This window comes from Rhizobium sp. B230/85 (assembly GCF_019355735.1).
GTDB lineage: Bacteria > Pseudomonadota > Alphaproteobacteria > Rhizobiales > Rhizobiaceae > Rhizobium > Rhizobium rhododendri.
In genome coordinates this window covers 2,383,273-2,410,065 of sequence record NZ_CP072156.1, presented here as the reverse complement: position 1 = coordinate 2,410,065, position 26,793 = coordinate 2,383,273, and the positions used below count along the sequence as shown (strand labels likewise).

Genomic DNA, 26,793 nt, shown 5'->3' with positions numbered 1-26,793 from the left:
TCTATTGAAGTGCTGGGGTCCCTGATCAGGGATTTTTCAGTTTATGCGGGGTGCTGTTGTCAGCTGAAACGGCCGGCAGCGTGGGCGAGCATGGTGTAGACCTTGCCGGTGTCCGAGGTCAGGTAGGACTGGGTGACGGATTTGTCGCGATCCGTGCTGGCAACGTCTGCGAGCAGCTTTTCGAAGTCGCCGATGTAGCGGTCGACGGCGGTGCGGAATTCCGGCTCGCGGTCATACTTGCGCTTGATCTCGTCGAAGGTCTGCTGACCCTTCAGCGTGTAGAGACGGCGGGTGAAGACATCCCGTTCGCCGCGCTGGTAACGGCGCCAGAGGTCAACCGATGCGTCGTGATCGATGGCGCGGGCGATATCGACCGACAGAGAGTTCAGCGATTCCACGACGTGACGCGGGTTTCTGGCATCGCCGGAGCGAGGTGCCTGGGCGGCGGTCTCGGCGGGAGCACGCGGGGCGGGTGCGCGGGCCGGTGCCGTGTCGGCCGCGTCGTCGCGCGATGCGCCGCGCAACAGGTCGCTGATCCATCCGCCGCCGGCCTGATCCTGCCGGGCAGGCGTCGTTGGCGCTGCTGCGGGCTGGCGTGGCTGCTGTGGCGCGCGGTCGGCAGCGATGGTGCCGCGAAGGCCCATCGGCTCGATCGGACGCTGCGGCGCGGCAGCTTCCGTCTGCTGCAGGAACTGCGGTGCCGGCTGCTGGGCAATCGGCTGGCGCTGCTGGGCGACCGGCTGCGGCTGCGGAGCAACTGGCTGAGGCTGCGGCGCGACGGCTGCCGGCTGTGGAGCGACGCGCTGCGGCTGGGCGGAAGCCCGTGCCACTGGCGGTGCGATTTCCAGCTGCTGCGAGGAGCGCCCGACGATCTGCGAGATATCCTGCAGGGCCTTGATCTGCTCGGCCACGGCGCGACGCATGGCAGCGGCGCTTTCCTTGGCTTCTTCCGGCAGGTCGAAGGCACCGCGCTTCAGTTCCGTACGGGTAAGGTCTAGTTCCTTGCGGATGTCGCCGGCCGAACGGCGGATCTCGTCGGTGGCGCCGGAGAAGCGGTCGATGGCCTCCTCGACGGCAACGCGCAGGGTTTCGCGCATGGAGTAGGCGGCATTGTCAGTCGTCTTGCCAGCTTCCGAGAACATGTTCTCGACATCCGACATCGACGCTGTCAGCCCACCGCGGAGGCGGCTGGTGAGTTCGTTGGAGCGACGCTCGGCATTGGCGAAGGTGCCCTCGATCGCGTCGTTTGCTTCCTGGCCGGCCTTGGCGAGCGCATCACGCATCGTCTCGGCCGTCTGCTGGGCGCGGGCTTCCGTCTCGGACAGCACGCGACCGATATCGGCCACGGATGCCTGGACGCCCTGGCGCAGGTTGCCCGACACCTGGTTGGAACGCTGTTCGGCGCGGTCGAATGCGGTTTCGACGATGGAGCCGACGGCGCGCAGGGTCTTTTCGATTTCCTCGGAGCGCTGAACGAGCCCGACCGAGAGGCCTTCCAGAGCGCTTTCACGCTCTTCCAGCGTCGACATCAGGTTCGACTGGGCGGCGCCCAGAAGCTGCGATGCCTGGGTCAGGACCTTGGAGTGCTCATCGAAGCGGTTGATGATGCCGCCGACCTGCGACAGGGTGTGGATCGAGATGTCGCTGAGCTTGTCGATCTTGCCTTCGAGCAGGCGGGTCGAGGCGGAGACCAGTTCGGAGGCCTTGCCGGCGCTCTCGGCAAAGCGCGTGCTGGTCGAGCCGAGGCGTGTATCGACTTCGGCCAGATCGTGCGTGGCGCGGTTGAGCATGGCAACGATCGCCGAGTTGTTGTCGCCCAGCCGTTCGATGAGGCCGTTGACATTCGAAAGCAGGCTCGTTTCCAGCGCATCCACCGTGTTGGTGACGCTTTCCGTGCGGGCCGAAATGGCGGCCAGTGTCTCGTTGGTGCGCGACGCGATGGCATTGACCAGCGCGGCGTTCTCGGCGCGCAGGCGCTCGGCTGCCTGTTGTGCTGCCGCTGCGATGCGCTCGGCTGCCTGTTCGCCGGTGGCGGCGTAGGCGTCGACCACGGGGCGAGCCTTTTCGTCGATGATGCGTACCAGTTCCGCAGAGCGGCCGGCCAGCATGGAGTTCAGGTCGCGGCTCCGGTCGTCGAGGCTATTGCGAATGGACGAACCGCGTGCTTCCAGCGCCTTGTCGACATTGGCAAGCGTCGCATCGATATCGCGGGCGCGGTCGTCGAGGTTGGTGCGGATGGCGTTGGTGCGTTCCTCGAGGGCTTCGCCGACGCGCGTCAGGCTGGAGGCAATCTGTTCGCCTGTTCCGGCCAATGTGGAGCGCATCTGCTGGGTGCGGGCTTCGAGTGTCTTGTCGACATCCGAAAGCGTCGCATCGATATCGCGGCTGCGTTCGTCGAGGCTTGTGCGGATGGCGGTGCTGCGATCCTCAAGCGCGCGTTCGACGCGGGCCATGGTGGATGCAATTTCCTCGCCGGTGCCGGCAAGGGCCGAGCGCAGCGATGCGCCGCGGGCCTCGAGCGACTGTTCGACCTCGGAGAGGGCGGCAGACAGCGCTGTGACTTGGTTGCCGACGAGGCCTTCAGCTTCGGCAACCTTGTTGACGATGATGTTGCCGGCCTCGGAGAACGTCTGGGCGACGGCTGCCGCCTGGCCTGCAAGGCGGTTCTGGGTCTCGGAGACGCGGTGTACGATGTCCTGCGAGCGCTCTTCCATCGTGCGGGTGAAGTCTTCGCTGCGGTTGCCGAGATTATCGGCAAACTGCTGGCCGGTGCTGGCGAGCAGCTCTGCGGTCCGCGTGGCTTCGTTGTCCATGCCCTGCGCGGCGTCGGCAACTGCCGTGCGCAGCGTCGTTGCCAGTGCGGTGGCCTTGCCCTCGATGGTGCGGTTGACAGCATCGAGGCCGAGATTGAGCGCGCGATCCATGGTGGACAGGCGCTCGTCGATGCGGGCGGTACCGGTTTCCATGGCGTTGCTGAGGTTGGCAGTGCGTCCGTCGAGGGTCTCGGTCAGGCGGGCAGCTGCCTCGCTGGTGGCGCGGTCGATCTGCTCCACACTGCCTGAGAGGCTTTCCGCCAGCCGGTTACCGGCAGCGTCGACCTGTTCGACGACACCGGAGATACCGTCGCGGATGCGGTGTTCGATGCCGACGAGACCGGACTCGACGCGCGAGCCCGTGTCTTCGAAGCGCGTCGTCATGCCTTCGACGGAGGTCGTCAGGTGCGACGCAAATGTTTCGGCCGAGCGGGTGATTTCACCGGCGGCGTCCTGGAACTTGCCGGCAATGGCACCGGCGCTGTTCTGCAGGCGTTCCTCGAGCGAGCGGGCGCTGGTGTCGATGGCACCCCGGAGCGAGGCTTCGTGTTCTTCGAGGGACATTTCCATCATGCCGACGGTGGTGGCGATCGACGTGCCGATGGTCATGGCCTGTTCGGCAAGCGTACCGTCGATCTGCTCGTGGGCGTCGCGCAACGTCTGCTGGATGGCGTTGCCGCGCTGGTCGAGCGTGGTGCGCAGGCGCTCGTGGGCGTTTTCGAGGCTGTGGTCCATCTGCGTCAGGCCGGTGCCGATGGTGGCCTCGAGGCGGCCCGTGGTGTCGGCAAGCGCATTCTCGACGCGCGCGGTCGACTGGCCGACCACGGTTTCGAGGCGTTCGCCGCCGTTGTTGAGGACGCTGGCCAGCCGTTCGGTGTGGGCACCGAGAGCCTGGTCGAGGCGCTCGTGATTGTCGACATAGGCCGCCCGGATGGTCTCGGCTTCCTTGCCGAAGGTACCTGCGATGCGGGATTCTGCGCCGGCAACGCTGTCGAGAATGGCGTTGGTGCGGGCTTCGAGCGCGCTGTCGAAACGGTTCTGGGACTCTTCGAGCGAGATGGCGAGCGCCATGGTCTTGTCGTCGAGAGCATCGCCGAGGCGGCTGTGGCTGCTGGAGACGACTGCATTGATCGCCTCGACGCTGACGCCCAGCGTTTCGTCCAGCAGAGCGTGGTTTTCGGCCAAGGTCTGCGCGAGGACGCGGGTCTTGCTGTCCAGCGTTTCCAGCATGCGATCGTGACCGCTGGAAACCGACGTTGCGATGGCGTCGCCGCGGGTGCTGAGCGTGTTTTCGAGCCGCTCCTGTGTCTCCGACAGAGAGATCGCCAGCGCCATGGCGCGTTCGTCCAGGGCTTCGGTGAGGCGTTCGCGGCCGTCGGAAACGGCAGCAGCGAAGGCGTCCGTGCGGCTGGTCAGGGTCTGTTCGAGCCGCTCCTGCGTCTCGGACAGCGAGATGCCAAGCGCCATGGCACGCTCGTCCAGCGCTTCCGTCAGGCGGTCGCGGCTGTCGGTAACGGCATTGGTGAAGGCATCGGTGCGGCTCGCCAGGGTCTGGTCGAGGCGTTCCTGGGTTTCGGACAGTGCGATGGCGAGAGCCATCGTCCGGTCGTCCAGGGCATCGGTCAGACGCTCGTGGGTCGTCGATACTGCGCCCAAAAGCGTCTCGGAGCGGCTGGCAAGGGTCTGCTCGAGGCGTTCCTGGCTATCGGAGAGCGAGATGGCGAGCGTCATGGTGCGCTCGTCCAGTGCGTCTGTCAGGCGTTCGTGGCTGTCCGAAACGGCGCTGACGATGGTCTCGGAACGGCTGGCCAGGGTCTGTTCGAAGCGCGACTGGCTGTCCGACAGAGCATTGAAAAGCGCGCCGCTGCGTTCGGCCATGACGGCATCGATCCGCTCGTGGGCGGAGCCCAGCGTCTGGGTGATTTCGCCGGTGCGCGCCGACAGGGTGTCGTTGAGCGCCTGCGTGCGGCCGACAAAGGCCGATGTCAGTTCGTGGGTACCGGAAGACAGCGCCGTCGTCAGTTCGGACGTGGCTGTTTCGATGACGCTGGTAAACTGTCCGGAGCGTGCAGCAAGCGCCTCGCTCAGTGCCTCGGCGCGACCCTCGAACGTGGCATTCAGGGTCTCGGTGCCGGAAATGACGGCCGACGAAACATCGGTCGTGGCGGCTGTCAGCGCCGATGTCAGCTCGGCTGAGCGGGCTGCGATGGTGCTGCTCAGTTCGTTGCTGCTTGTGGTGAGGGATGATGAGAGTTCGAGCGTGGCGCCGCGAAGTGCCGACGTCAGCTGCTCTGTGCGGGCGCTGAGGGCTGCCTGCAGCTCTTCGGAGCCCGTGCCGAGCACGGCTGCGACATCGCCAGTCGCGCCGCGCAACGCAGCGGTGAATTCGCTAGTGCGGCTTTCGAGCGCCGAGGTAATTTCGGCTGCCTTCGAGCCGATGGCGCTTTCGAGCACCTCATGGCCGGTCGACAGGGCTGTGGCGAGTGCGAAGGAATGGTCGGTCAGCGAGGAGCCGATACGCTCGATGCTGGTGGTAAGGATGCCGTCCATGGCTTCCGAGCCGCCGGCCAGCGTTTCGTTGATGCGCGCAAGGCTTTCTATCAGCTTGCTGTCGAGCGAGCCGGCACGCTTGTCGAATGCCGTTGCGAATTCCGCGACACGTTCGTCGAAGCTTGTCGACACCTGCGCGACCGTCGACTGCAGACGCTCTTCGAAAAAGCCGGAGCGAAGGTCTAGGTCCATGACGGTGTCGTCGACACTCGACTGCAGGCTCTGGCGGAAGCTGGCTCCCTTTTCGTCAAGTGCGCTGTTGAGCTTTGCAAGCACGTTGTCGAGGGTACCGGTGATGCCGCGTTCACCGCTGTTCAGGCTGTCGCTAATTTCGCGGGTACGGGCGATCAGGGTTTCGTTCAACTGGCGGGCGCGGTCGTTGAGCGCGGCATTCAGCTTGTCGGTGTTGGCATCCAGCGTCGAGGCGCGTGTCTCGAACTGGCTGAGAAGCTTCTTGCCGCGTTCGGACAGGGTGGTGGAGAGGGATTCCAGGCGCGTATCGAATTCCTGGTTCAGTGCGAAGCCGGAAGCACTCAGGTTTTCGATGAGGCTGTCGGTCTTGGCCGCCAGCAGCGAGCCGAGCGACTGCAGGGCTGCGTTCGACTTTTCCGAAAGTGCAGCGGCGCGCGTGTCCATCAGGGTCGCAAACGCTTCGCCTGAAGTCGCCAGGCGAATGGCGATCTCCTCGGTGGCGAGCGACATGTCTTCCTTGATCTGCTCGTGGACGCCAGAGATCGACGAACGTATGCGCTCGGCGTGATTGACGATGGCGTCGCGCTCGGAACCGAGTTCGTGGACGAGGCCGCGCACACGCATTTCGTTGTCGGCGTAGCTGCGCTCGAGCGCGTTGACTTCGGAATGGACGAGGGTCTCGAGTTCGGTGGCGCGGGCGATGGTCCGCTCGATGCCTTCGTTCATCGCGGAGACTTCGCGGCGCACGGCCTGGCCGACCGTCATGATGCGCTCGGAGGCGATCGTTTCGGGGTCGGAGAGACGCAGGGCCACTTCAGCCATGGAGCGGGCGGCATTGCGCATGTCCTGGGCGCGCGACAGCATGATGGCAAAGGCATAGAACAGCAGGATCGGCACAAGGATGCCGATGATGCAGGCGATGACGCCGGGGAGGGCAACGAGTTCAGCAAGCGAGCGGATCTGCCAGATCGGCGGGGAATAGATGACGCTCGTCAGACCGATGCCGGCAATCAGCCAGATGACCGAGAAGATCGTCGCATTGCGGATGGCGCCGCCGATGGAGGCGTTGTCCAGCGAGCGCAGGATTGACTGGGGGCTGGCCCTGCTGGTATCGTTGGCGGGTTCGAACATCTGATTGCGAGGGGTATCGCCCGGTCGCCCGGCAATTCCGCGGGCTGCGGCGGCCTTGCGAGCCGCTTCTTCCTTTGCCTGGCGTGCACGCGCATTCGAGGTCTCGGCCAAATCTGCCTCCGTTGCACGCGGCGCAGGTCCGGTGCGAGCTGGTATTCCGTCATCGCTGAAATCGATTTGCAGCGCTTCGTCCAAAGCTTTGAAAGCCTTGTCTTCAACCGACTCGCTGTATTTGTTGTTCGCCATACGGATACGCCTCGTTACACTCGTTCCGGCCGACCCTGCATTTCGAAAATCCGCCAAGATCCGATACGCAACATCTCGCCAGCCGTACTACCGATTTCCTTAACAAGGCATCGGCATCCACATTACAATCCGCGCGAAGTGCAATTTTGCACAATGGGCGGTACCAAAACATTACCACTTTCGGGGCGTCGGGCAAAGGCGACGCCGCGGCACGAAACACCAGTACCGTACTGACACATTAGCAGCACTGTTACAATTATGGGATGGCAAACGTCCGGAAGCGTTAGCGTGTTGTTAACACCTTTTAAATCAATGCATTGTCGAAAAGCCGATAATTTAACCGTGTTTAACGATCGTTAACCATACGTGCATTTTTCCGCCTTCGTTGTGCCGGAATTTAACGGGATGGCCATGCCGCAGCCGCAAGGATGCAGCAACGCACCGACAAGAGACAACCGGAGAATGGGCCCATGGCCGCCTTGAACATTGCATTTGAAGCCCCTGACAACTCGCGCGGCATGGGGCCGTCGCGGGAAAAGCCGATCGATCTGGTCCATCTCGCCCGGCAGACCATGGGCGACAAGGTGCTCGAAATCGAGGTTCTGCAGATGTTCGCCCGCCAGGCACGCAGCTGCCTCCACGATATTGGTAGCGGCAATGCCGACCAGGTGAAGGCCGGGACCCACCGTCTGAAGGGTGCAGCAAGCGCCGTCGGTGCCTTCAAGGTGGCGCAATCCGCCGAGGCTTTCGAAGCGCACTCCAGCGATGCTGCCTGCATGGCGGCTGTCGGCACCGCCGTCGTCGAAGCGGAAAACTTCATTCTTAAGCTTTGCCGTTAAGCCTAGATTCGCTGCGCCGTCCCCATGAGGGACGGCAACATCGCTGACCGGTATCCGGCCGAGCCAGTGGCTTTCGGAGCCGGCGATGTTGACTGCTGTTTGGAATTGTTGGAAGAAAATCCACCCAGCCAATATCACTCGCGTATCCGGATTATCTCATGACCAAACTGACAATCGTTGCTTTCGACGGCACGCGTTTCGACTTCGATGCCGACGAGGGCTCGACCGTGATGGAAAACGCGGTGCGCAATTCCGTGCCCGGCATCGAAGCCGAGTGCGGCGGCGCCTGCGCCTGCGCCACCTGTCATGTCTATGTCGACGATGCCTGGATAGAGCAGGCGGGACCGCCCGCTGCGATGGAAGAAGATATGCTCGATTTCGCCTTCGATGTCAGGCCAAGCTCGCGGCTTTCCTGTCAGATCAAGCTGACCTCGGCGCTGGACGGCCTTGTCGTTCACGTGCCGGAGCGCCAAGCCTAGTCCTGCATCTCTCAAGGCGCCCCAAAAAAAACCTCGCCCATTTGCGGAGCGAGGCCAGGCGGGCGTATCGCCTACAGGCGAGGGAGGAAGCGCTTGCGGCTTCGGATACGCCGGGAGAACCCAGGAAAATGGGAACGCAATAACATCGTCGATGCTATACGTAAGATGATCCTACATTACGGCTGTGGTAAAGCGTAAAGCCGGCTTTTCCCCTGCTATCTCAGCTACAGCGTGTCATATTTCGCACAGTTGCGGTGATCGACAGCGATTGTCGCGATTCTCTAAATATATGCTTTTAATCTATCTTTTCCGATTTTTCGCTGTGTCGTCGTTGCGCGAGGCGCTGCATGCGGATCTGGAAGTTTGTAGCCTCGACACGGTCGAACCGCGCCTGGTCCTGATCGTGCAGGACGGTATTGCGCACTGATTCGCCGCTGACCTTGTCTTGCAGCAGATCGCAGGTCCGCTCTGCTGGCAGCGAGAGGATGGCCTTCTCCAGGCTGCGCGCATGCAACCTCGCAATCTCGGCATGACGCTCCTCGTGGCGTTTGATGTCGGCCGACAGCCTGTCCCAGACAGCGGAAAGACGGGGCTGCGCGTGACGGCGATCCCGCCAGCGCGGCAGGATGACGACGATGTCAACCGTGACCCGGGCGCCGCCGATATGGCACCGGCCGCCGCTCTCCACATAGGTCGCCTGGCCACCGAAGCGGATGCGGGTTGCACCGGGATGGCGGCTGCTGGCACCCATCGCCGCTGGGCCGCCGGCATTGAGCGCCTCGTCGAGTTCGTCGGCAGTGTCGCCGCTGATATCGAAATAAGAGAAGGATTTATGCGCGACCACTTCCGCTTCTGCGCTCCGCAAGACGCCGCATGACAGCAAAACGGCGAGTGGGAGGCAAGCAAAGCGCGATGCAGTCGGCATTCGTGATCGGACCAGTTGAACTTCACGGAAGCTTGCGGCATAGCCACTGGGAGCGCAACATCGGGCGACGGTTTTTTTCAATTTCAACGGAGCGGACGTTAGTGATAGCGATGCGCGATAATATCTGGCATTTGGGCCATGGTCGTCGTCTTGATCTCAGCCGCAGCGCGATCATGGCGATCGTCAACATCACACCGGACTCTTTTTCCGACGGCGGCCGTTTCCAGTCCGTCGATGCGGCAGTCTCCCATGCGCTTGCCTGTGTCGCCGAGGGTGCTGACATCGTCGATATCGGCGGCGAATCGACGAGGCCGGGCGCCGAACCCGTCAGCGCTGCCGAAGAACAGGCTAGGGTGTTGCCGGTGATCGAAGCCCTGCGCGGCAAGACCGAGGCGCTGATCTCCGTCGATACTTACAGGGCAGAGACGGCGCGGCTGGCAGTTGCCGCCGGTGCCCACATCGTCAACGACGTATTCGGGCTGCAGCGCGAACCGGACATTGCAGCACTTGCCGCCGAGAGCGGGGCCGGCCTCTGCATCATGCACACCGGTCGCGAACGCCAGAAGTTGGCGGATGTTATCGATGATCAGAGGGTGTTTCTCGAGCAATCGCTGGCAATTGCCGATGCTGCCGGGGTCGATCGAGGCAGGATCGTGCTCGATCCCGGCTTCGGTTTTGCCAAGGACGGCAATGAAAACCTGGAACTCATGCTGCGGTTTGCCGAGTTGAAGCGGTTCGACCTTCCGCTCCTCGCAGGCACATCGCGAAAGCGCTTCATCGGCCAGTTGACCGGACGGGAGGCCGAGGGGCGGGATGCGGGCACAGCTGCGACAACGGTGCTGCTCAGAATGCAGGGCGCCGCGATTTTCCGCGTGCATAATGTCGCAATCAACAGGGACGCACTTGCCGTCGTCGATGCTATGCTGGAGATGCAGGCGAAATCAGGAATAAAAACATCATGAGCGGTATCTACACCATCACCCTGCAGAACTGTGCATTCTTTGCCCGCCACGGCGTCCACGACGAGGAGGAGTTTTTAGGGCAACGGTTCTTCGTCGACGCCGAACTCGACGTTGCCGCCGGCGAGGCGCTGGTGACGGATTCGATCGACGGCACCGTCAATTACGGCGTCGCCTTCACCGTCATCGAGGAAATCGTCACCGGCAAGCGTCGCTACCTGATCGAGGCGCTGGCGCTCGACGTAGCCAAAGGCCTGTGCGAAAAGTTTCCGCAGATCAAGCGCGTCAGGGTGACCGTCCGCAAGCCGAACGCACCTGTCCCGGGCGTTCTCGACTACGTTCAAGTGAGCATCGAGCACTTTGCCTGAGACTGATTTCACCACCGCAATGCTCGGTCTTGGCGGCAATATTGCCGATCCGGTCCGAGCGATGGCCACGGCCTTGCAGTCCCTCGACGAGCGCGCCGATTGCAGCATCGTCGCGGTGTCGAAACTCTACCGCACGCCGCCGTGGGGGAAAACGGACCAGGCGTTCTTTTTCAACGCCTGCGCGGCGATCAGTACATCGCTTCCGCCGGAGACCTTGCTCGACATCTGCCTCGATATCGAGCGCGGCATGAAGCGGGAACGGATCGAGCGCTGGGGACCCCGGACGATCGACATCGATATCCTCACCTATGGGAATGTTGCGCTCGATACTAAAAAACTGCAGATCCCGCACGCCCGCATGACCGAGCGCGGCTTCGTGCTGATGCCGCTCGCGGATATTGCAGCAGATCTGGTGGTGGCCGGAAAGACCGTGACGGCGTGGCTTGCAAACGCCGATATCGGCGGCATCGAAGTAGCTGATGCAGATAACAGCTGGTGGCAGCGCGGCTAGACAGCAAAAGGCCGAGCAATAGCCCGGCCTTTAAAAATCCAATGGATGGCAGCGATTACTTGATGGCGCCGACGGTCATGGTGTCGACAGCCTCGCGCTTCAGGCTGAGGCCGATGACTGGGACCATCTGCTCGTCGACCTTGACCGAAATCGTCACGTTCATCGACTTGTCGTCCTGCAGGCGGGCGATCATGGCGCCGTTCAGCTTCTGGCGGTTCAGGCCGACAACGACTGTGTTGTCGTTGACGGACCCTGAAGTCACGTCGAGGCCCTTGCCGGCGGCGCCGTCCAGGAACTTGCCGTTATAGGTGCTGCCGCTCTGTGTGATCTCGGCAGACATCGGCTGCTGGAAGACGCCGACGCGACAGGTACCGTCGAGCTTGACGCCTGTCGCGGATCCCTGGCTTGGCGTGCCGATCAGATTGCAGGTGAATTTGGTGCCCTTGTATTTGCCGGCAACAATCTCGCCCGGACCGCGCCATGCGCCGGACACCGACTGGAAGAAAGCCTTGTCGCGGGACGAGGCATTGGCCGATTGCGCCCAGTCGACGACGGAGAGGGCCATGACGGCGAGGCCGCATACAAGAATAAACTTACGCGAAAACATGGGCTTTCCTTGGCAAAGGTGTACCGGAAACTAAGCTCCGACTTTGCCTCAGAATGGTTAACAGCTGGTTTCTTTTGGGGTGCAGGCCTTAAAGAATGGCCTGTCATGGCTGTCTTTTGGCCGCGCCGGGCGAGAGGTCGCCGATGAAGTCGCCAATGCCCGGACGCTTCAGCGCCCTGAATGGCAGAGGACGGCAGAGGTCCATTGCGGCAATGCCGATGCGGGCCGTCATCAGCCCGTTGACGACGCCTTCGCCAAGCCGCGCCGACAGTTTCGAGGCCAGTCCATGGCCGACGATCTGCTGGACGAGGCCGTCGCCGACGGCAATGGAGCCGGTGACAGCCAGATGGGCAACCACATCGCGCATCAGTTTAAGCATGCCCAATGTTCCCGGCCGGCCGCCATAGAGGTCGGCCATGGCGCGCACCATGCGGGTGGATTCGAACAGCACGTAGAGCAGGTCGACGATCGCACGCGGGCTAACGGCGGTGACGACTGAGACGCGCTTGGAGGCGGTGAGGATCAGCGCCCGTGCATCGCGGTCCAGCGGCCCCAGCAGTTCGCGCTCAGCAAGCGAAATCAGGCCCTGCGTATCGATGATATCGCCTTCCGTCGCCTTCAGCGCGGCACGGCCCCGGGCGGTGGCTGGCTTGGCGGCAAACAGCGTCGAAAGCCGATCGACCAGCGCCCGGGCACGCGCAGGTTTTACCTCCAGCGCTGCGGCCTCCGCCTCGGCGCGGATGGCGTGTACCGTTGCCAGCCGCATCATGCCGGCTGTTTCGCGGACGACCATTCCGAGCACCGCGAGGATGCCGATGCCAAGCACGGTCAGCGCCGTGTAACCCAGCCAGTCGGCGCGGGTGAAGAGATTGCGGATCAGCTCATCCGTCCAGAGTCCGAAGGCGAGCGAAAGGAGGATGCCGAACGCACTGAGCGCCACCTTGGCAAAGGAAAAGCGCCGGCGGGGCTTGAGGCTCGGCAGCGTACCCTCGAGAGACGACGACGGATTGAGGAAGGGATCCTCCTCGTCAGGGGTGAGGATGACGTCTGCATCGAAGCTTTGCGGACGGCGGGCGGGCATTGCCTGACGGGCATCGGCATGCGGCTGTTCCGGCTCCATCGAGAAGGCTGCCGGACTGCGTGAGGAATGCGGCGGATCGTTTTCGATCGGTGGGGTCATGCGAGGCGGTCTCCGAACAGGAACTGCATGGCGCGGTCAAGCCGGATGTGCGGCACCGAGAGAACCACGCCGGTCGGCGAACGGTCGAGTAGCGGCGGCCGAAAGCGCACGACGTTGACATCCGGCAGCGGACCGGGATCGCTCTCGGTGCCGGGAAGCGCGAACAGTTGCTGCGGATCGCGGGGCAGGTCGCCGGGGAAGACGGCGGTGTTGCGGATACCATCGAAAACATCGCCATTGATCGTCTCGCCGGCAATGGGAGTTCCGACGATTACCGGGAGCACCTGTCCGTCGCGCGTGACCGTAGCTTCGCGGGTGGCCCGGATCGAGGCAAGCGCCATCACGTCAATGCCGGCACCGGTCATGCCGATCTGCTGGGTTGCCCTCTCGACGAGACGGCGGGTGAGGGCCTCTAGCCGGTCGTGGCTCTCATGGTGGAGATGGTCGGCCTTCGTCGCAGCAACCAGCACCCGGTCGATGCGTCGTCCGACAAAGGAGGAGAGGAAGCTGTTTGTCCCGGGTCGGAAACAGGCCAGCACGTCGGCCAGCGCCCGCTCGAGGTCCTGGATCGCCTCGGGGCCGCGATTGATGGCCTGCAAGGCATCGACGAGGACGATCTGCCGGTCCAGCCGGGCGAAGTGTTCGCGGAAGAACGGCTTGACGACCACGGACTTGTAAGCCTCGTAGCGCCGCTCCATCATCGCCCAAAGCGAGCCCTTGCCAGCCTTGCCCGGCGCAGGTGTCGGCAAAGGTGCAAAGGTCAACGCCGGCGATCCGTCGAGATCGCCTGGAAGCAGGAAACGTCCCGGTGGCAACGTAGACAGGGAGCGCTCATCCGACTTGCAGGCGCGCAGATAGGCGGTAAAGGCCTGGGCCAGATCGCGGGCACGCATCTCGTCGGCAGGAGACGCCGCATCCGTGGAGGCGGAGAGCGCCAGCCACTCCCGGGACAATTCGGCGCGGACGCCTGTTTGCGCCAAAGCCAGCGTCTCGTCGCTGAAGGTCTGGTAGTCCTTGGCAAGCAGCGGCAGATCGAGCAGCCACTCGCCGGGGTAATCGACGATATCGATCGATAGCCGGCCGGGGGAGAAAATGCGATTCCAGCCGCTGGCGCTCTGGTATTCTAGCGTGATGCGCAATTCGGAAATTGCACGCGTCGAATCCGGCCAGATACGGTCCTTCACCAGCGCCCGGATGTGGTCTTCATACTGGAAGCGAGGGACGGCATCGTCGGGCTGTTGCTCGAGGCGCACGGCCGAGATACGCCCGGACTGCATAGCCTCGAACAGCGGCAGGCGGCCGCCGTTCAGGAGGTTGTGTACGAGCGAGGAAATGAAAACCGTCTTGCCCGCGCGCGATAGGCCCGTCACGCCGAGGCGGATGGTCGGATTGACGAGGTTAGCAGCCCGGTCGGCGATATTGTCAAAGGCAATCAGCGCGTTGTCGGTGAAGGAAGTGAGGCTCGGCGGCAAAGCGGCATCCCTGCATTGAAGTCAATCGCAATATAGGGAGCGCTGCCGTGAAAAGAAGCAGCCTCCTGCCGCTCGCCGTCTATTCGCGAATGAAATCGCTGAGAATCCAGGTCGCCGTCGAACCGTCTGGGTCCTGGATTGCGTCGAGGACAGCGAATCCCGCTGTCGGAAAGCCGCCGGGCAGGGATTTCTGCATCGCCTCATGGCCGATCAGGACCTCCAGCACCTGCGAGATTATCGGATTGTGGCCGACAAGCATGATCGAGTCGCCGCCGGCCTGGGCCGACAGGATGTCCAGATAGGTCTCCTGCGAGGCGTCGTAGAGCCCGTCTACATACTGAACCTCGGTGGTGGCGCCGATGGCGCGCTTGAAGGCATCCGTGGTCTGGCGGCAGCGCAACGCGGTCGAAGCAACCACCAGATCCGGCCTGTAGCCCTTGTCTGCCGCCTTGGCGGCGACGATTTCCGCCTGCGCAAAACCGTTGTCATTAAGCGCCCGGTCGAAGTCGCGCTCGCCCGGCTGCGCCTGCGCTGCCTCGGCGTGTCGCAGCAGGTAGATGCGGGACGGTGGCGGCAAAATACGGGTCATGGGGGTCAGTTCCATCGTGAAGTTTATCGATCGACCTTGCGTTCGCGACGCCCATCCGTCAACCGCGACATCCCAAGCAACGGCGAAAACAAAGCTTGGTCCACAGAAGCCTTATAGCTTCGGCTCAAAAGCTTCGCCAAAATAAATGATGAAAAATTAGACCTTTAGCCGTTTTTTATGACAGATTTAAAAATCCGTTCAGCGGCTGTATTAGGCTTGAACCGGCACGGTCGCTTGCTGTATACCCCGCGCCATATGAGATGTTCTTCAGGAGAATCGCGTTGAGTGAGAAGATCGATCTTAGCAGCTACGTTCCCTCGGAAGACGAGGAGTTCATGAATGTACGGCAGAAGGCTTATTTCCGGTCCAAGTTGGTTGTCTGGAAAACCGATATCCTGAGAGAAGCGCGCGAAACGCTTGAGCATCTCGCTGAGGAAAGCGCCAATCACCCCGATCTCGCCGACCGTGCTTCATCCGAAACGGACCGGGCCATCGAGCTTCGTGCAAGGGACCGCCAGCGCAAGTTGATTTCCAAGATCGATGCAGCCCTTTCCCGGATCGACGACGGCACTTACGGTTACTGCGAAGAAACCGGCGAGCCCATCGGCCTCAAGCGCCTCGACGCCCGCCCGATTGCCACCCTGTCCATCGAAGCGCAGGAACGCCACGAGCGTCGCGAAAAAGTCTACCGCGACGAATAGGGATCAAGCGATCCACATCTGTTAAGAAGGCACGACCCGCAACGGTCGTGCCTTTTGTTTTTTCAGCATCGCGTCGTCGTCAGGCCCACGCTTTATTTCTCGCGGTTGACGCTCATTTCCCCGAAGATGCGGGCAACTTCCTTCTGCAATGCGGCGTCACCGCCGGTGATCGGCGCCATGTCGGGGTCGCGGCGCTGCTGCGGCGGAACGGGCTCCGAACGTGGCGTCGGCTCGGGGCGGACGGCGGGCGGTGGCGCTATTGGCTGGACGATGCGCTCTGCCGTCAGGTTGTTGGTCATTTCCGCTTCGAGGACGCTTTCGAAATCGCTGCCGAGTTTTTTGGGTTGCGCGACTGCAGGTGCTGGGACCTCATAGGATCCGCTGTAGGCATCCTGCGCGAGCATCGGCGCTGGGGCCGGAGGTTCTGCCTCGCGCGCAGGTGCCGGCCTGTTGTCCCTGGCGTGTTCCGTGGGCAGGACACGGCTGCGGGCGGCATCGAGAATATCGGCGGCGTCCAACTCCGCCTGTCGTTCGAAGACAACCGGTTCCACAGGCGGTGCCTGGACGGGGGCTGCAGCCGCAACCGGGCGCTCGTCTCTGGCAGTGACAGAGGCGGCTTCCACTTCCGGTCCAGGCGCTGGCGTTGGTGGCGCGAACTGCTGCCTCGGCTCCGGCGCTGCCATCGGCGACGAGACTGCGGGAGCCGCTCGTTCGATCTCGGTCGTTGGGACCGGCGGTGCGGGTGGCGGGGATGAGAGAGCAGCGGGCTCCCGGCGCCGACCGACGATAGGCGACGGTTCCGTCGAGGCTTCGAGCTGCCGTGGGGCCGGTTCCGGAGCCGTGATTGTTTGGACGGGCGGGGCGCTGGCGATTGGCTGGGCGGGCGCCGCAATCCTCGATGTATCGCCGATGCCGCTTTCGATGACTATATCGGTGGGTCCGCCGATCATGACGAGATGCTCCACGCCGTCGCGGCGGATGAGGACGATCCGGCGTCTCGCGTCGATGGCTGCGGCATCCAGAACCTGCAGCCGCTGCTGGCGACCCTTGCCGCCGCGCACGAATGGCGAGGGCGCCCGGTTGCGCACCAGCCACAAGATGGCGACCAGCACGAGAAGGGCCACCGCTACGCCGCCGGCGGCGACGAACAGGCGGCTGCCATAGGTTCCAGCGATCTCGTCCAGCATAGTTTCGATACTCCGATTTCAACGTTTACGTCATCTGGCGTGCGGCCCTGAAGCCGCAAGATTAGGCTTGTGTCAGGCGGCAATCATTGGGACAGGATCCCTGCCTAAACAAGATGTCATTGGCCATTCTGTGATGCCGGCACCCAAAATACAGCCAATGCCCGCATTCTGAACGATATTCTGAAGAAAGCTGGCGCAGTTCCTTGTGAATTCAAGCCTTTCTCCACCAAGGGCCGCTTTTTGCCGATCCCGCAACTTGCTAAGAAGGTCAAAGTCCTGATTCCAAATCCGTCAACACATTGACGGAATGCGGCGCGGGCCAACGAGGGGTTCATGACCAAGCTGCGTCAGTCCGACGAGTATAGCGTGCCGCTGGTCGATCGCGGGGTTCGTTCCGGTATCGTGCTTCGGATCATTCTTCTGGCGCTGGTGCTGATCGCAGCGGCGGCGGCATTCGTCGTGTTCAAGAACGAACTCGACAACGAGATCGTGCTCGGTGCGCTCGGAATCCTCGCCATGGTCGGGATTTTCTTCCTGGTTTCGTCGATCATCGGCTTCGTCGAGGTGATGCCGCAGACCCAGTCCGACAGTCTTGCGCGCTCGTTCCTGGACAGCCAGCCCGACGGTACGCTGATCACCGACGACAAGGGCCGTATCGTCTACGCCAATCTCGCCTATGGCAAGCTGACCGGCGCCAGCAAGACCACCGAGGTCCAGTCGCTCGACACATTGCTGTCGCGCAACCGCGAATCCAACCAGGCTCTTTACCGCCTGTCGAACGAGTTGCGCGAAGGCAAGGAAGGCAGCGAGGAATTCCGGCTGATGAAGCCGCTCGGTCCCGTCGGCTCCAGCGGCTCCGGCGCGCATTGGTACCGCCTGAAAGCCCGCCTGCTGCCACCGGGGCAGGGGCGCGGCAAGCCGTTGCACATATGGCAGATTACCGACATCACCTCGGAGCGTGACGACCAGGAGCGTTTCTTCAAGGAATTGCAGAACGCCATCGATTATCTCGACCATGCACCGGCCGGTTTCTTCTCGGCCGGACGAAAGGGCGAGATCTTCTATCTCAATGCGACGCTGGCGGAATGGCTGGGGCTCGATCTCACCAAGTTCACGCCGGGATCGATCACGGTCGGCGACCTCGTGGCCGGCGAGGGGCTCGCGCTCATCCAGTCCGTGCAGGCGGAACCCGGCTTGAAGAAGACCGTCACCCTCGATCTCGACCTGCGCAAGGGCAACGGCCAGAGCCTGCCAGCGCGTCTGGTGCACAGCGTCACCTCCATGCGTGACGGTGCCCCCGGCGAAAGCCGGACGATCGTGCTCGGCCGCCAGAAAGATGATGACGACGACCAGTCTGCCTCGGTTGCGGCGATGCGCTTCACCCGCTTTTTCAACAATACGCCGATGGCGATTGCTTCCGTCGACGGGACAGGGCGTATCCTTCGCACCAACGCACCGTTCCTGAAGTTGTTTTCCAACGTGGTTTCGCGCGACGATATCGAGCGCGGCGCGACGCTGGAGACGATCTTCAGCGAAAGCGAGCGGCCGCTGCTGGCGCAGGCATTTGCCGCTGCCAAGGACCGGCAGGGCGATATTCCGTCGATCGATTCCCGCAACCCGAAGGATGAGACACGGCATTTCCGCTTCTATATCAATGCGGTCATCGAGCAGAGCGACGAGGCGCCGGAAGAGGCTGCCATCGTCTACGCCGTCGAGGTGACGGAGCAGAAGGCGCTCGAGGCGCAAATGGCGCAGACGCAGAAGATGAATGCGGTGGGTACGCTTGCCGGCGGCATCGCCCACGATTTCAACAACGTGCTGACCGCGATCCTGCTGTCGTCCGACCATCTGCTGCTGCAGGCGCGTCCGGCCGACGCAAGCTTTGCCGACCTGATGGAGATCAAGCGCAACGCCAATCGCGCGGCCGTGCTCGTGCGCCAGTTGCTGGCCTTCTCGCGCAAGCAGACGATGCGCCCGACGATCATCAACCTGACCGATGTCATCGGCGATCTCCGTATGCTGGTCGAGCGGCTGCTGTCGGGCACCCGCGTCAAGCTGGAGGTCGATTACGGGCGCGATCTCTGGCCGGTGAAAACGGATCTTTCGCAATTCGAGCAGGTGCTGATCAACCTCTGCGTCAACGCCCGCGATGCAATGCCGGATGGCGGCACGCTGCTGCTGCGCACCCGAAATGTCGCAGCGGACGACATGGCGGCGTTCAACTCGGCCTACCTGCCGAACGAGGACATGGTGCTGGTGGAAGTCACCGATAACGGCACTGGCATCGCGCCCGAAATCATGGACAAGATCTTCGAGCCGTTCTTCACCACCAAGGATGTTGGCAAGGGCACGGGCCTCGGGCTCGCCATGGTCTACGGCATCGTCAAGCAGTCCGGCGGTTACATCCAGCCCGATTCCGAGGTTGGCAGGGGCACCACTTTCCGCGTTTTCCTGCCGCGCCACGTGATGGACATCCTGTTGCCCGGCGAAAGCCCGCAGGAAGCGCCGCATGCCCCGCCGATGGGCGAGGGCGCCGCACTTGCAGACGTCGAGCAGGCAGACCTCACCGGCAAATCGGCCGTCGTGCTTCTGGTCGAGGACGAGGAGGCCGTGAGGCGCGGCGGCAAGCGGATGCTGGAAACGCGCGGCTACACCGTGCATGAGGCTGGGTCCGGCGTCGAGGCGCTGGAAATTCTCGAGGAACTCGAAGGCAAGGTCGATGTCGTCGTCTCCGACGTGGTGATGCCGGAAATGGATGGGCCGACGCTGCTGCGCGAATTGCGCAAGATCTATCCGGATATGAAGTTCATCTTCGTCTCGGGCTATGCCGAGGATGCGTTTGCGCGCAACCTGCCGGCGGATTCGAAGTTCGGCTTCCTGCCGAAGCCGTTTTCGCTGAAGCAACTGGCTGTCGCCGTTCGCGAGATGCTGGACAGCTGATCGGCAAGCGTGGCGCTTCAGCCGCGTCGGGCGATCAGAATGCCGGCCAGCACGATGGCGCCACCGACGGCCTGCAGTGGCCCGATGCTCTCACTCAGAAGCGCCCAGGCCAGTACCGCGGCGACCACCGGCTGCAGCAACAACGTCAGCGATGAAAATGCGGCCGGCAGGTAGGCGAGCGCATAGGTAATCGCCACCTGGCCGCCGGCATGGCTGATGAAGGCGAGGCCGATCAGCATGAGCCAGCCGAACAGGCTTGGTGGCAGCATGACGCCCTCGATCATGAGGGCCACCGGGAAAAGACAGATGGTTGCGGCGGCCGTGCTCCAGACCATGATCTGCAGCGTGTCGAACCGGGTTCTGAGCCTGCCGATCACCAGAATATATCCGGCGTAGAACAGCGCTGCGACCGTTGCCAGGCCATCTCCCCTGAGATCGCCGTTCGCAAGACCGGAAAGGCCGCCCTTCAGCGTGACGATGCCGACCAGCGCCGTCGCCAGCCCGAGCAGGAACAGCCTGGTGATGCGCGCGCCGAGGAACAGCCAACCGATGGCGGCAACGAAGATCGGCGCCAGATTGGCGAGCAGTGTCGCATTGGCAACGGACGTCATGTGGATGGACAGATGCCAGGTGACGAGATCCGTGGCGAGGAACAGGCCCGGCAGCACCAGCATGAAGCATTCGGATAGATTACGCGGCTGGACGGCCGATTTCCGGCGGCTGGCGAGTGAGACGAGAAGAAGCGGCAAGAGCGCCAGCGCTACACGCCAGAACGCCGTGGCAAGCGGACCGACCTCCGACAGGCGCACGAAAATCGGCGAGCCGCCGATGGCAGCGCCGCCAAGTATCAGGGCTGCAAGCGGTATGCGGCTGTCGCGCGGCCCTGTGGCGGCTGGAGGCATGATATCTGGCACGGGAGGTTTCCTGCTGCAGCCCTGAAAACAAAAAACCGCGCCGGAGATCGGCGCGGCAGCTTCGGTGAACGACGTTTCTGCCTAATCCGCCAGAGCGACGGCGATTTCGGCAGCCAGCCGCGCATTGTTTTCGACCAGCGCGATGTTGGTCTTCAGGCTGCGACCACCGGTGATGTCGAAGATCGTGCTGAGCAGGTAGGGCGTGACGGCCTTGCCGACCACTTCCTCGCGCTCGGCGCTGTCGAGCGCGCGCTCGATGTAGATCTCCATTTCCTCGCGCTCGATCTGGTCTTCCTCCGGCACGGGATTGGCAACCAGCATGCCGCCATCGATACCCAGCTGCTCGCGCACAGTCTGGAAATTGGCGATTGCCGCCGGGCTGTTCAGCGTCAGCGGGCTTGGCAGGCCGGAGGCACGCGACCAGAAGGCAGGGAATTCCGGGCTGCCGAAGGTGACGACGGGAACACCACGGGTCTCCAGGACTTCCAGCGTCTTCGGGATATCGAGGATTGCCTTGGCGCCGGCGCAGACAACGATGACGCCGGTACGTGCCAGCTCCTCGAGGTCGGCCGAGATATCGAAGCTGGTCTCGGCGCCGCGATGCACACCACCGATGCCGCCGGTGGCAAACACCTTGATGCCGGCCCGCGCGGCTGCAATCATCGTGGCTGCAACCGTGGTTGCCCCGGTGCGGCGCTCCGCAATTGCAAAGGCTAGGTCGGCGCGCGATACTTTCATCGCGTCCGTGGTCTGGGCGAGGCTCTCTAGCTCGGCCGGTTCAAGGCCGATGTGCAACGTTCCGTGGATGACTGCGATTGTTGCCGGCACGGCACCTTCCTCGCGGATGATAGCCTCGACGCTGCGAGCCATGTCGATGTTGCCGGGATAGGGCATGCCGTGCGTGATGATCGTCGATTCGAGCGCGACGATCGGTGCGCCACGTGCCTTGGCGGCGGCGACTTCACTTGAATATGAGATCGGCAACAGAGCGGAAAATGGTTTGGTCATGGTCTTGTCCACCTGAGTGTGCGGGTTTGATGGGCGGGATGGGGCTTCATGACAGTATTTTGGGCGCGCCGACAAGGGTGAGAACCTGACGAAGATGCTGCGGCGACAGATTGGCGGCCGTTGCAAACGGCGACTGAACCGTGATGGCAGCCGCTGCAGCGCCGTGGCGCACCGCCTCCGCCAGATCGAGACCGTCCATCAGCGCCGAAAGCACCCCGGCCGCCAGCGAATCGCCGGCGCCGGTGACGTCGGCGACGTCGTCCACAGCTGGCGGCTCCAAGGTAAGGGTGATGCGGCCGTCAAAGGCGACGAGAGGCTGCTGCCCTCGCGTGATGACGCCACCCTTGAGACCAAGGGCCTGCAACTGGCTCACCCACTGCAGCGGATCGTCCGGCCTGCTGCCGGTGAGGGCGGCGGCTTCCGACTGGTTGAGAAACAGATAGTCGATATCGGCAAGGCAGGGTTTGAGGCGCACGACCTTGGCCGGGGAGATGGCAATGGCTGCCAGCGGCTTGCCGAGATCGACCGCTTTGCGGGCAATCGCAGCCAGTGTTTCGGCCGGCAGATTGGCGTCGAAGAGAATGAGGTCCGCCGATGCGAATGAATCGCGGATGGCGCGGATCAGCAAGCGGCGAGGGCTGAAGAGCTTGTAGAGCTCCATATCCGCCAGCGCGATAACCAGGTTTCCGTCTTTTTCGATGATCGCCGTGTAGCTCGGCGTTGTGCGATCGAGAAAGACGAACGGGCGGTCGTCGACACCCGCCTCGCGAGCCGCAGATGCCACCATGTCGCCGAGAGCATCGCCGCCGCGTGGCGAGACCATCCGCACGTCGTGGTGAAGCCGGGCGAGATTGCGGGCCGCATTGAAGCCGCCGCCGCCCGGTTCCTCGAACCAAGCGCCCGGATTGCTGGCGCCTGGATCGGTCTCTCCGAAGATGCGGCCACGCCTGTCGATGTGAGCGCCGCCGAGCACGAGAATCTGCCTAGACATACCCAGCCCCGGTCATTTCGAAAGAGCCGAATCGACCCGCATTTGCGAACCCCGCAAAGCCTGCTGAGGATCGCCTAAGCCTTTGCGACAAAAAAGGAAAACAAATATAGAACAAAGGTCATTTTACCTTTTTGTTTCAATTATTTGAAGGCCCCTTGCGGAACCGGAACAAATCAAGTACAAAAACGACATCAACTGCTTCGTTGCCTGTGCGGCTTCAATAACCTAAAGGTGGATCTCATGTCACAGAATAGTTTGCGGCTCGTAGAGGAAAAATCGGTGGACAAAAGCAAGGCGCTCGAAGCCGCACTCTCTCAGATCGAGAGGGCATTCGGCAAGGGCTCGATCATGAAGCTCGGCTCGAATGAAAGCATCGTCGAGATCGAGACAGTATCCACGGGCTCCTTGAGCCTCGATATCGCACTTGGCATCGGTGGATTGCCGAAGGGGCGTATCGTCGAGATCTATGGACCGGAAAGCTCGGGCAAGACGACGCTGGCGCTGCAGACCATTGCCGAAGCCCAGAAAAAGGGCGGCATCTGCGCCTTCGTCGACGCCGAACATGCGCTCGACCCGGTCTATGCCCGCAAGCTCGGTGTCGACCTCCAGAACCTTCTGATCTCGCAGCCCGATACCGGCGAGCAGGCGCTCGAGATCACCGACACGCTGGTGCGCTCCGGCGCCATCGACGTGCTGGTCATCGACTCCGTTGCGGCCCTGACGCCGCGGGCTGAAATCGAAGGCGAAATGGGCGACAGCCTGCCAGGCCTGCAGGCTCGCCTGATGAGCCAGGCGCTGCGCAAGCTGACCGCGTCGATCTCGAAGTCGAACACGATGGTCATCTTCATCAACCAGATCCGCATGAAGATCGGCGTGATGTTCGGTTCGCCGGAAACGACGACTGGCGGTAACGCGCTGAAATTCTACGCCTCTGTTCGCCTCGACATCCGCCGCATCGGCGCCGTCAAGGATCGCGAGGAGGTCATCGGCAACCAGACGCGCGTCAAGGTCGTCAAGAACAAGATGGCGCCTCCCTTCAAGCAGGTCGAGTTCGACATCATGTATGGCGAAGGCGTGTCGAAGACCGGCGAACTCGTCGATCTCGGCGTAAAAGCCGGCATCGTGGAGAAGTCAGGTGCCTGGTTCTCCTATAACAGCCAGCGCCTGGGGCAGGGTCGCGAGAACGCCAAGATCTTCCTGCGCGACAATCCGGAACTGGCAAAGGAGATCGAAACGATGCTGCGCCAGAGTGCCGGCCTGATCGCCGACAAGCTGCTGGTGAACGGCGGTCCCGATGCCAACGACGGCGATGTTGCTGCCGATATGTAACGGTCCCGACCGCAAGGTCGAAGGGTAGGTTCAAGCTGCCGGCCGCACGTCTTTCGGGATGTGCGGCCGCTTTCGTTAGTGCGGCTGGACAGGATCGAGAGCGAGCGATAAAAGCCAGTGGATTTTGTATGGGGACTGCCGACGGCAGCGATAAGGGCATAGCATGAGCGGCGTAAATGAAATCCGGTCGACCTTCCTCGACTACTTCAAGACGAATGGGCACGAAATCGTTCCGTCGAGCCCGCTCGTGCCGCGCAATGATCCGACGCTGATGTTCACCAACGCCGGCATGGTGCAGTTCAAGAACGTTTTCACGGGGCTGGAACAGCGCCCCTACAAGACAGCGTCCTCGGCACAGAAATGCGTTCGCGCCGGCGGCAAGCACAACGACCTCGACAATGTCGGCTACACCGCCCGCCACCACACCTTCTTCGAGATGCTCGGCAATTTCTCGTTCGGCGATTATTTCAAGGAGCAGGCCATCGAGCTTGCCTGGAACCTGATCACCAAGGAATTCGATATCGACGCCAAGCGCTTGCTGGTGACGGTCTACCACACGGACGATGATGCCTTTAACCTCTGGAAGAAGATCGCCGGCCTGTCCGACGACCGCATCATCCGCATTCCGACCAGCGACAACTTCTGGGCGATGGGCGATACCGGCCCTTGCGGTCCTTGTTCGGAAATCTTCTACGATCATGGCGACCATATCTGGGGTGGGCCTCCCGGTTCCGCCGACGAAGACGGCGACCGGTTCATCGAGATCTGGAACCTCGTCTTCATGCAGTTCGAGCAGCTTTCAAAGGACGAGCGGGTCGACCTGCCGCGTCCGTCGATCGACACCGGCATGGGCCTCGAGCGCGTTGCGGCGCTGCTGCAGGGCAAGCACGACAATTACGACATCGATCTTTTCCGGGCGCTGATCGAGGCCTCCGAGGAAGCAACCGGCGTGATGGCTATCGGCGATAACCGGGCCAGCCACCGGGTCATCGCCGATCACCTGCGCTCGTCGGCCTTCCTGATTGCCGACGGCGTGCTGCCGTCAAACGAAGGTCGCGGCTATGTGCTGCGTCGCATCATGCGCCGCGCCATGCGCCATGCACAACTGCTCGGTGCCCGCGATCCGCTGATGTACAAGCTGCTGCCGACGCTGGTGCAGGAGATGGGCCGCGCCTATCCTGAGCTGGTGCGGGCGGAATCGCTGATTTCGGAAACGCTGAAGCTTGAGGAAAACCGCTTCCACAAGACCCTCGACCGTGGTCTGTCGCTGCTGTCCGACGCAACCGCCACCATGGGCAAGGGCGATATGCTCGATGGCGAGACGGCCTTCAAGCTGTACGACACCTACGGCTTCCCGCTCGACCTGACGCAGGATGCGCTGCGCGAGCGCGGCATCGCCGTCGACGTCGCCAGCTTTACCGATGCGATGGCCCGCCAGAAGGCCGAGGCCCGCTCCCATTGGTCCGGCTCCGGCGACAAGGCGACGGAGACCGTCTGGTTCGAACTGAAGGACAAGAACGGCGCGACGGAATTTTTGGGCTACGACACCGAGACGGCCGAAGGCGTAATCCAGGCGATCGTCCGCGATGGCGTATCTCTAGACAGCGCTGCCGATGGCGAGACGGTGCAGATCGTCGTCAACCAGACGCCTTTCTACGCTGAGTCCGGCGGCCAGATGGGCGATACCGGTGTGATTGCAGGCGAGGGCGTCAAGCTCACCGTGTCCGATACGCAGAAGCGCGGCGACGGGTTGTTTGCCCATGTGGCAACCGTTGCCACCGGCACCATTGAGGTCGGCGACCCCGTTGTGCTGACGGTCGATCATGATCGCCGCGGCCGGCTGCGCGCCAATCATTCCGCGACCCATCTGCTGCACGAGGCGCTGCGCGAGGTGCTTGGCACCCATGTCGCCCAGAAGGGTTCGCTGGTGGCGCCCGAGCGCCTTCGCTTCGACGTTTCGCATCCGAAGCCGATGTCGGTCGAGGAACTGAAGGTTGTCGAGGAAATGGCCAACGAGATCGTGCTTCAGAACGCGCCGGTATCGACGCGCCTGATGAGCGTCGACGATGCGATTGCCGAAGGCGCGATGGCGCTGTTCGGCGAAAAATACGGCGATGAGGTCCGCGTCGTGTCGATGGGCACGGCGGTGCGCGGCGAGAAGGCTGCCAAGCCCTATTCGATCGAACTCTGCGGCGGAACGCATGTGACGGCGACCGGCCAGATCGGCCTGATCCGGGTGCTCTCGGAGAGCGCCGTCGGCGCCGGCGTGCGCCGTATCGAGGCCGTCACAGGCGTTTCGGCCCGCGATTATCTGGCCGAGCAGGATGACCGCGTCAAAGCTCTGGCAGCAGCGCTGAAGGTGCAGCCTGCCGAGGTCGTCACCCGCGTCGAAGCCCTGATGGACGAGCGCCGCAAACTGGAGCGTGAGCTCGCGGATGCCAAGCGCAAGCTTGCGATGGGCGGCGGGCAGGGCGATGGCGGCGATGCAGTGCGCGATATCGGCGGCGTCAAGTTCCTCGGAAGGGCTATCGCCGGTGTCGATCCGAAGGATCTGAAGGGCATGGCGGACGAAGGCAAGACGAGCCTCGGCTCCGGCGTCGTCGTCCTCGTCGGCGTCTCCGAGGATAGCAAGGCGAGCGCCGTGGTGGCGGTGACCGAAGATCTGGTCGCCCGTTTCAGCGCGGTCGATCTGGTGCGCATCGCGTCTGCGGCGCTTGGCGGCAAGGGCGGCGGCGGCAGGCCAGACATGGCGCAGGCCGGCGGTCCCGATGGCTCCAAGGCCGACGAGGCGATCGAGGCCGTTGCAGCAGCACTCGCCGGCTGACCAGTCCTGAGATTTGAGATTTGGAATGGCGGGAGCGA

General features: G+C 62.9%; 19 protein-coding genes. 9 read left to right on the top strand and 10 right to left on the bottom strand.

Annotation, left to right across the window (positions count from 1 at the left end; translation table 11 throughout):
- Positions 1-59: 59 nt before the first annotated feature.
- On the bottom strand, positions 60-6,932 hold the full coding sequence (locus J5289_RS11725) for a hypothetical protein (RefSeq protein ID WP_209183857.1): 6,873 nt from the start codon (positions 6,930-6,932) through the stop codon (positions 60-62).
- 470 nt (positions 6,933-7,402) lie between these two features.
- On the opposite strand from J5289_RS11725, the gene J5289_RS11720 reads away from it, so the two are divergent.
- Together J5289_RS11720 and J5289_RS11715 are read left to right on the top strand one after the other, a co-directional pair.
- A complete protein-coding gene (locus J5289_RS11720) occupies positions 7,403-7,771 on the top strand; it encodes an Hpt domain-containing protein (protein WP_142822883.1) in 369 nt (122 codons plus the stop codon).
- 158 nt (positions 7,772-7,929) lie between these two features.
- Entirely contained in the window at positions 7,930-8,250 is a 321-nt protein-coding gene (locus J5289_RS11715; RefSeq protein ID WP_142822881.1) for a 2Fe-2S iron-sulfur cluster-binding protein, read from the top strand.
- Positions 8,251-8,545: 295 nt separating this feature from the next.
- Here the strand turns inward: J5289_RS11715 and J5289_RS11710 are convergent, their stop codons facing one another.
- The gene (locus tag J5289_RS11710) at positions 8,546-9,175 is read right to left on the bottom strand and encodes a DUF922 domain-containing Zn-dependent protease (protein WP_209183856.1); all 630 of its coding nucleotides are present in this window, start codon (positions 9,173-9,175) and stop codon (positions 8,546-8,548) included.
- Between the two features lie 110 nt (positions 9,176-9,285).
- On the opposite strand from J5289_RS11710, the gene folP reads away from it, so the two are divergent.
- The 3 genes from folP to folK are packed head-to-tail and all read left to right on the top strand — an operon-like array spanning position 9,286 to position 11,013.
- A complete protein-coding gene (gene folP, locus J5289_RS11705; RefSeq protein ID WP_247749096.1) occupies positions 9,286-10,137 on the top strand; it encodes a dihydropteroate synthase in 852 nt (283 codons plus the stop codon).
- Positions 10,134-10,502, top strand: coding sequence for a dihydroneopterin aldolase (gene folB / locus J5289_RS11700; RefSeq protein ID WP_142822878.1), 369 nt, complete (start codon positions 10,134-10,136; stop codon positions 10,500-10,502). The genes folP and folB overlap by 4 nt, the downstream gene beginning before the upstream one ends.
- Positions 10,495-11,013 carry a 2-amino-4-hydroxy-6-hydroxymethyldihydropteridine diphosphokinase gene (folK, locus tag J5289_RS11695; protein WP_247749095.1) on the top strand — a complete coding sequence of 173 codons (519 nt, stop codon included), beginning with the start codon at positions 10,495-10,497 and terminating at the stop codon, positions 11,011-11,013. Before folB ends, folK begins: the two co-directional genes overlap by 8 nt.
- A gap of 55 nt (positions 11,014-11,068) precedes the next feature.
- Here folK and J5289_RS11690 read toward each other — a convergent pair whose 3' ends face one another.
- The 4 genes from J5289_RS11690 to J5289_RS11675 form a co-directional block, all read right to left on the bottom strand.
- Entirely contained in the window at positions 11,069-11,620 is a 552-nt protein-coding gene (locus J5289_RS11690; protein WP_209183855.1) for a hypothetical protein, read from the bottom strand.
- 103 nt (positions 11,621-11,723) lie between these two features.
- The gene (locus J5289_RS11685) at positions 11,724-12,800 is read right to left on the bottom strand and encodes a YcjF family protein (protein WP_209183854.1); all 1,077 of its coding nucleotides are present in this window, start codon (positions 12,798-12,800) and stop codon (positions 11,724-11,726) included.
- Positions 12,797-14,272, bottom strand: a complete 1,476-nt coding sequence (locus J5289_RS11680; RefSeq protein WP_209187473.1) for a YcjX family protein — start codon at positions 14,270-14,272, stop codon at positions 12,797-12,799. The genes J5289_RS11685 and J5289_RS11680 overlap by 4 nt, the downstream gene beginning before the upstream one ends.
- Positions 14,273-14,351: 79 nt before the next feature.
- On the bottom strand, positions 14,352-14,861 hold the full coding sequence (locus J5289_RS11675) for a histidine phosphatase family protein (protein WP_209183852.1): 510 nt from the start codon (positions 14,859-14,861) through the stop codon (positions 14,352-14,354).
- Positions 14,862-15,142: 281 nt separating this feature from the next.
- Here J5289_RS11675 and dksA point away from each other — a divergent pair, with 281 nt between their 5' ends.
- Positions 15,143-15,562, top strand: a complete 420-nt coding sequence (gene dksA, locus J5289_RS11670) for an RNA polymerase-binding protein DksA (protein ID WP_142822871.1) — start codon at positions 15,143-15,145, stop codon at positions 15,560-15,562.
- 92 nt (positions 15,563-15,654) lie between these two features.
- Here dksA and J5289_RS11665 read toward each other — a convergent pair whose 3' ends face one another.
- Entirely contained in the window at positions 15,655-16,749 is a 1,095-nt protein-coding gene (locus J5289_RS11665; RefSeq protein WP_209183851.1) for a flagellar biosynthetic protein FliO, read from the bottom strand.
- Positions 16,750-17,082: 333 nt separating this feature from the next.
- Here J5289_RS11665 and cckA point away from each other — a divergent pair, with 333 nt between their 5' ends.
- Positions 17,083-19,689 (top strand): cell cycle histidine kinase CckA, encoded by a 2,607-nt coding sequence (cckA, locus tag J5289_RS11660; protein ID WP_142822868.1) that lies wholly within the window; start codon positions 17,083-17,085, stop codon positions 19,687-19,689.
- Between the two features lie 17 nt (positions 19,690-19,706).
- On the opposite strand, the gene J5289_RS11655 is transcribed toward cckA, so the two are convergent.
- The 3 genes from J5289_RS11655 to J5289_RS11645 all read right to left on the bottom strand — a co-directional run bounded on the left by J5289_RS11655 (position 19,707) and on the right by J5289_RS11645 (position 22,602).
- Complete coding sequence (locus J5289_RS11655; protein WP_209184118.1) at positions 19,707-20,591, bottom strand: DMT family transporter; 885 nt, start codon at positions 20,589-20,591, stop codon at positions 19,707-19,709.
- A 93-nt stretch (positions 20,592-20,684) separates the two neighbouring features.
- Positions 20,685-21,611, bottom strand: coding sequence for a pseudouridine-5'-phosphate glycosidase (locus tag J5289_RS11650; RefSeq protein WP_209183850.1), 927 nt, complete (start codon positions 21,609-21,611; stop codon positions 20,685-20,687).
- Between the two features lie 46 nt (positions 21,612-21,657).
- Entirely contained in the window at positions 21,658-22,602 is a 945-nt protein-coding gene (locus J5289_RS11645; RefSeq protein ID WP_209183849.1) for a carbohydrate kinase family protein, read from the bottom strand.
- Positions 22,603-22,842: 240 nt separating this feature from the next.
- Here J5289_RS11645 and recA point away from each other — a divergent pair, with 240 nt between their 5' ends.
- Together recA and alaS are read left to right on the top strand one after the other, a co-directional pair.
- Positions 22,843-23,931: a recombinase RecA gene (gene recA, locus J5289_RS11640; RefSeq protein WP_111221865.1), complete on the top strand. Its 1,089-nt coding sequence runs from the start codon at positions 22,843-22,845 to the stop codon at positions 23,929-23,931.
- Between the two features lie 163 nt (positions 23,932-24,094).
- The gene (alaS, locus tag J5289_RS11635) at positions 24,095-26,755 is read left to right on the top strand and encodes an alanine--tRNA ligase (protein ID WP_209183848.1); all 2,661 of its coding nucleotides are present in this window, start codon (positions 24,095-24,097) and stop codon (positions 26,753-26,755) included.
- Positions 26,756-26,793: the final 38 nt, after the last annotated feature.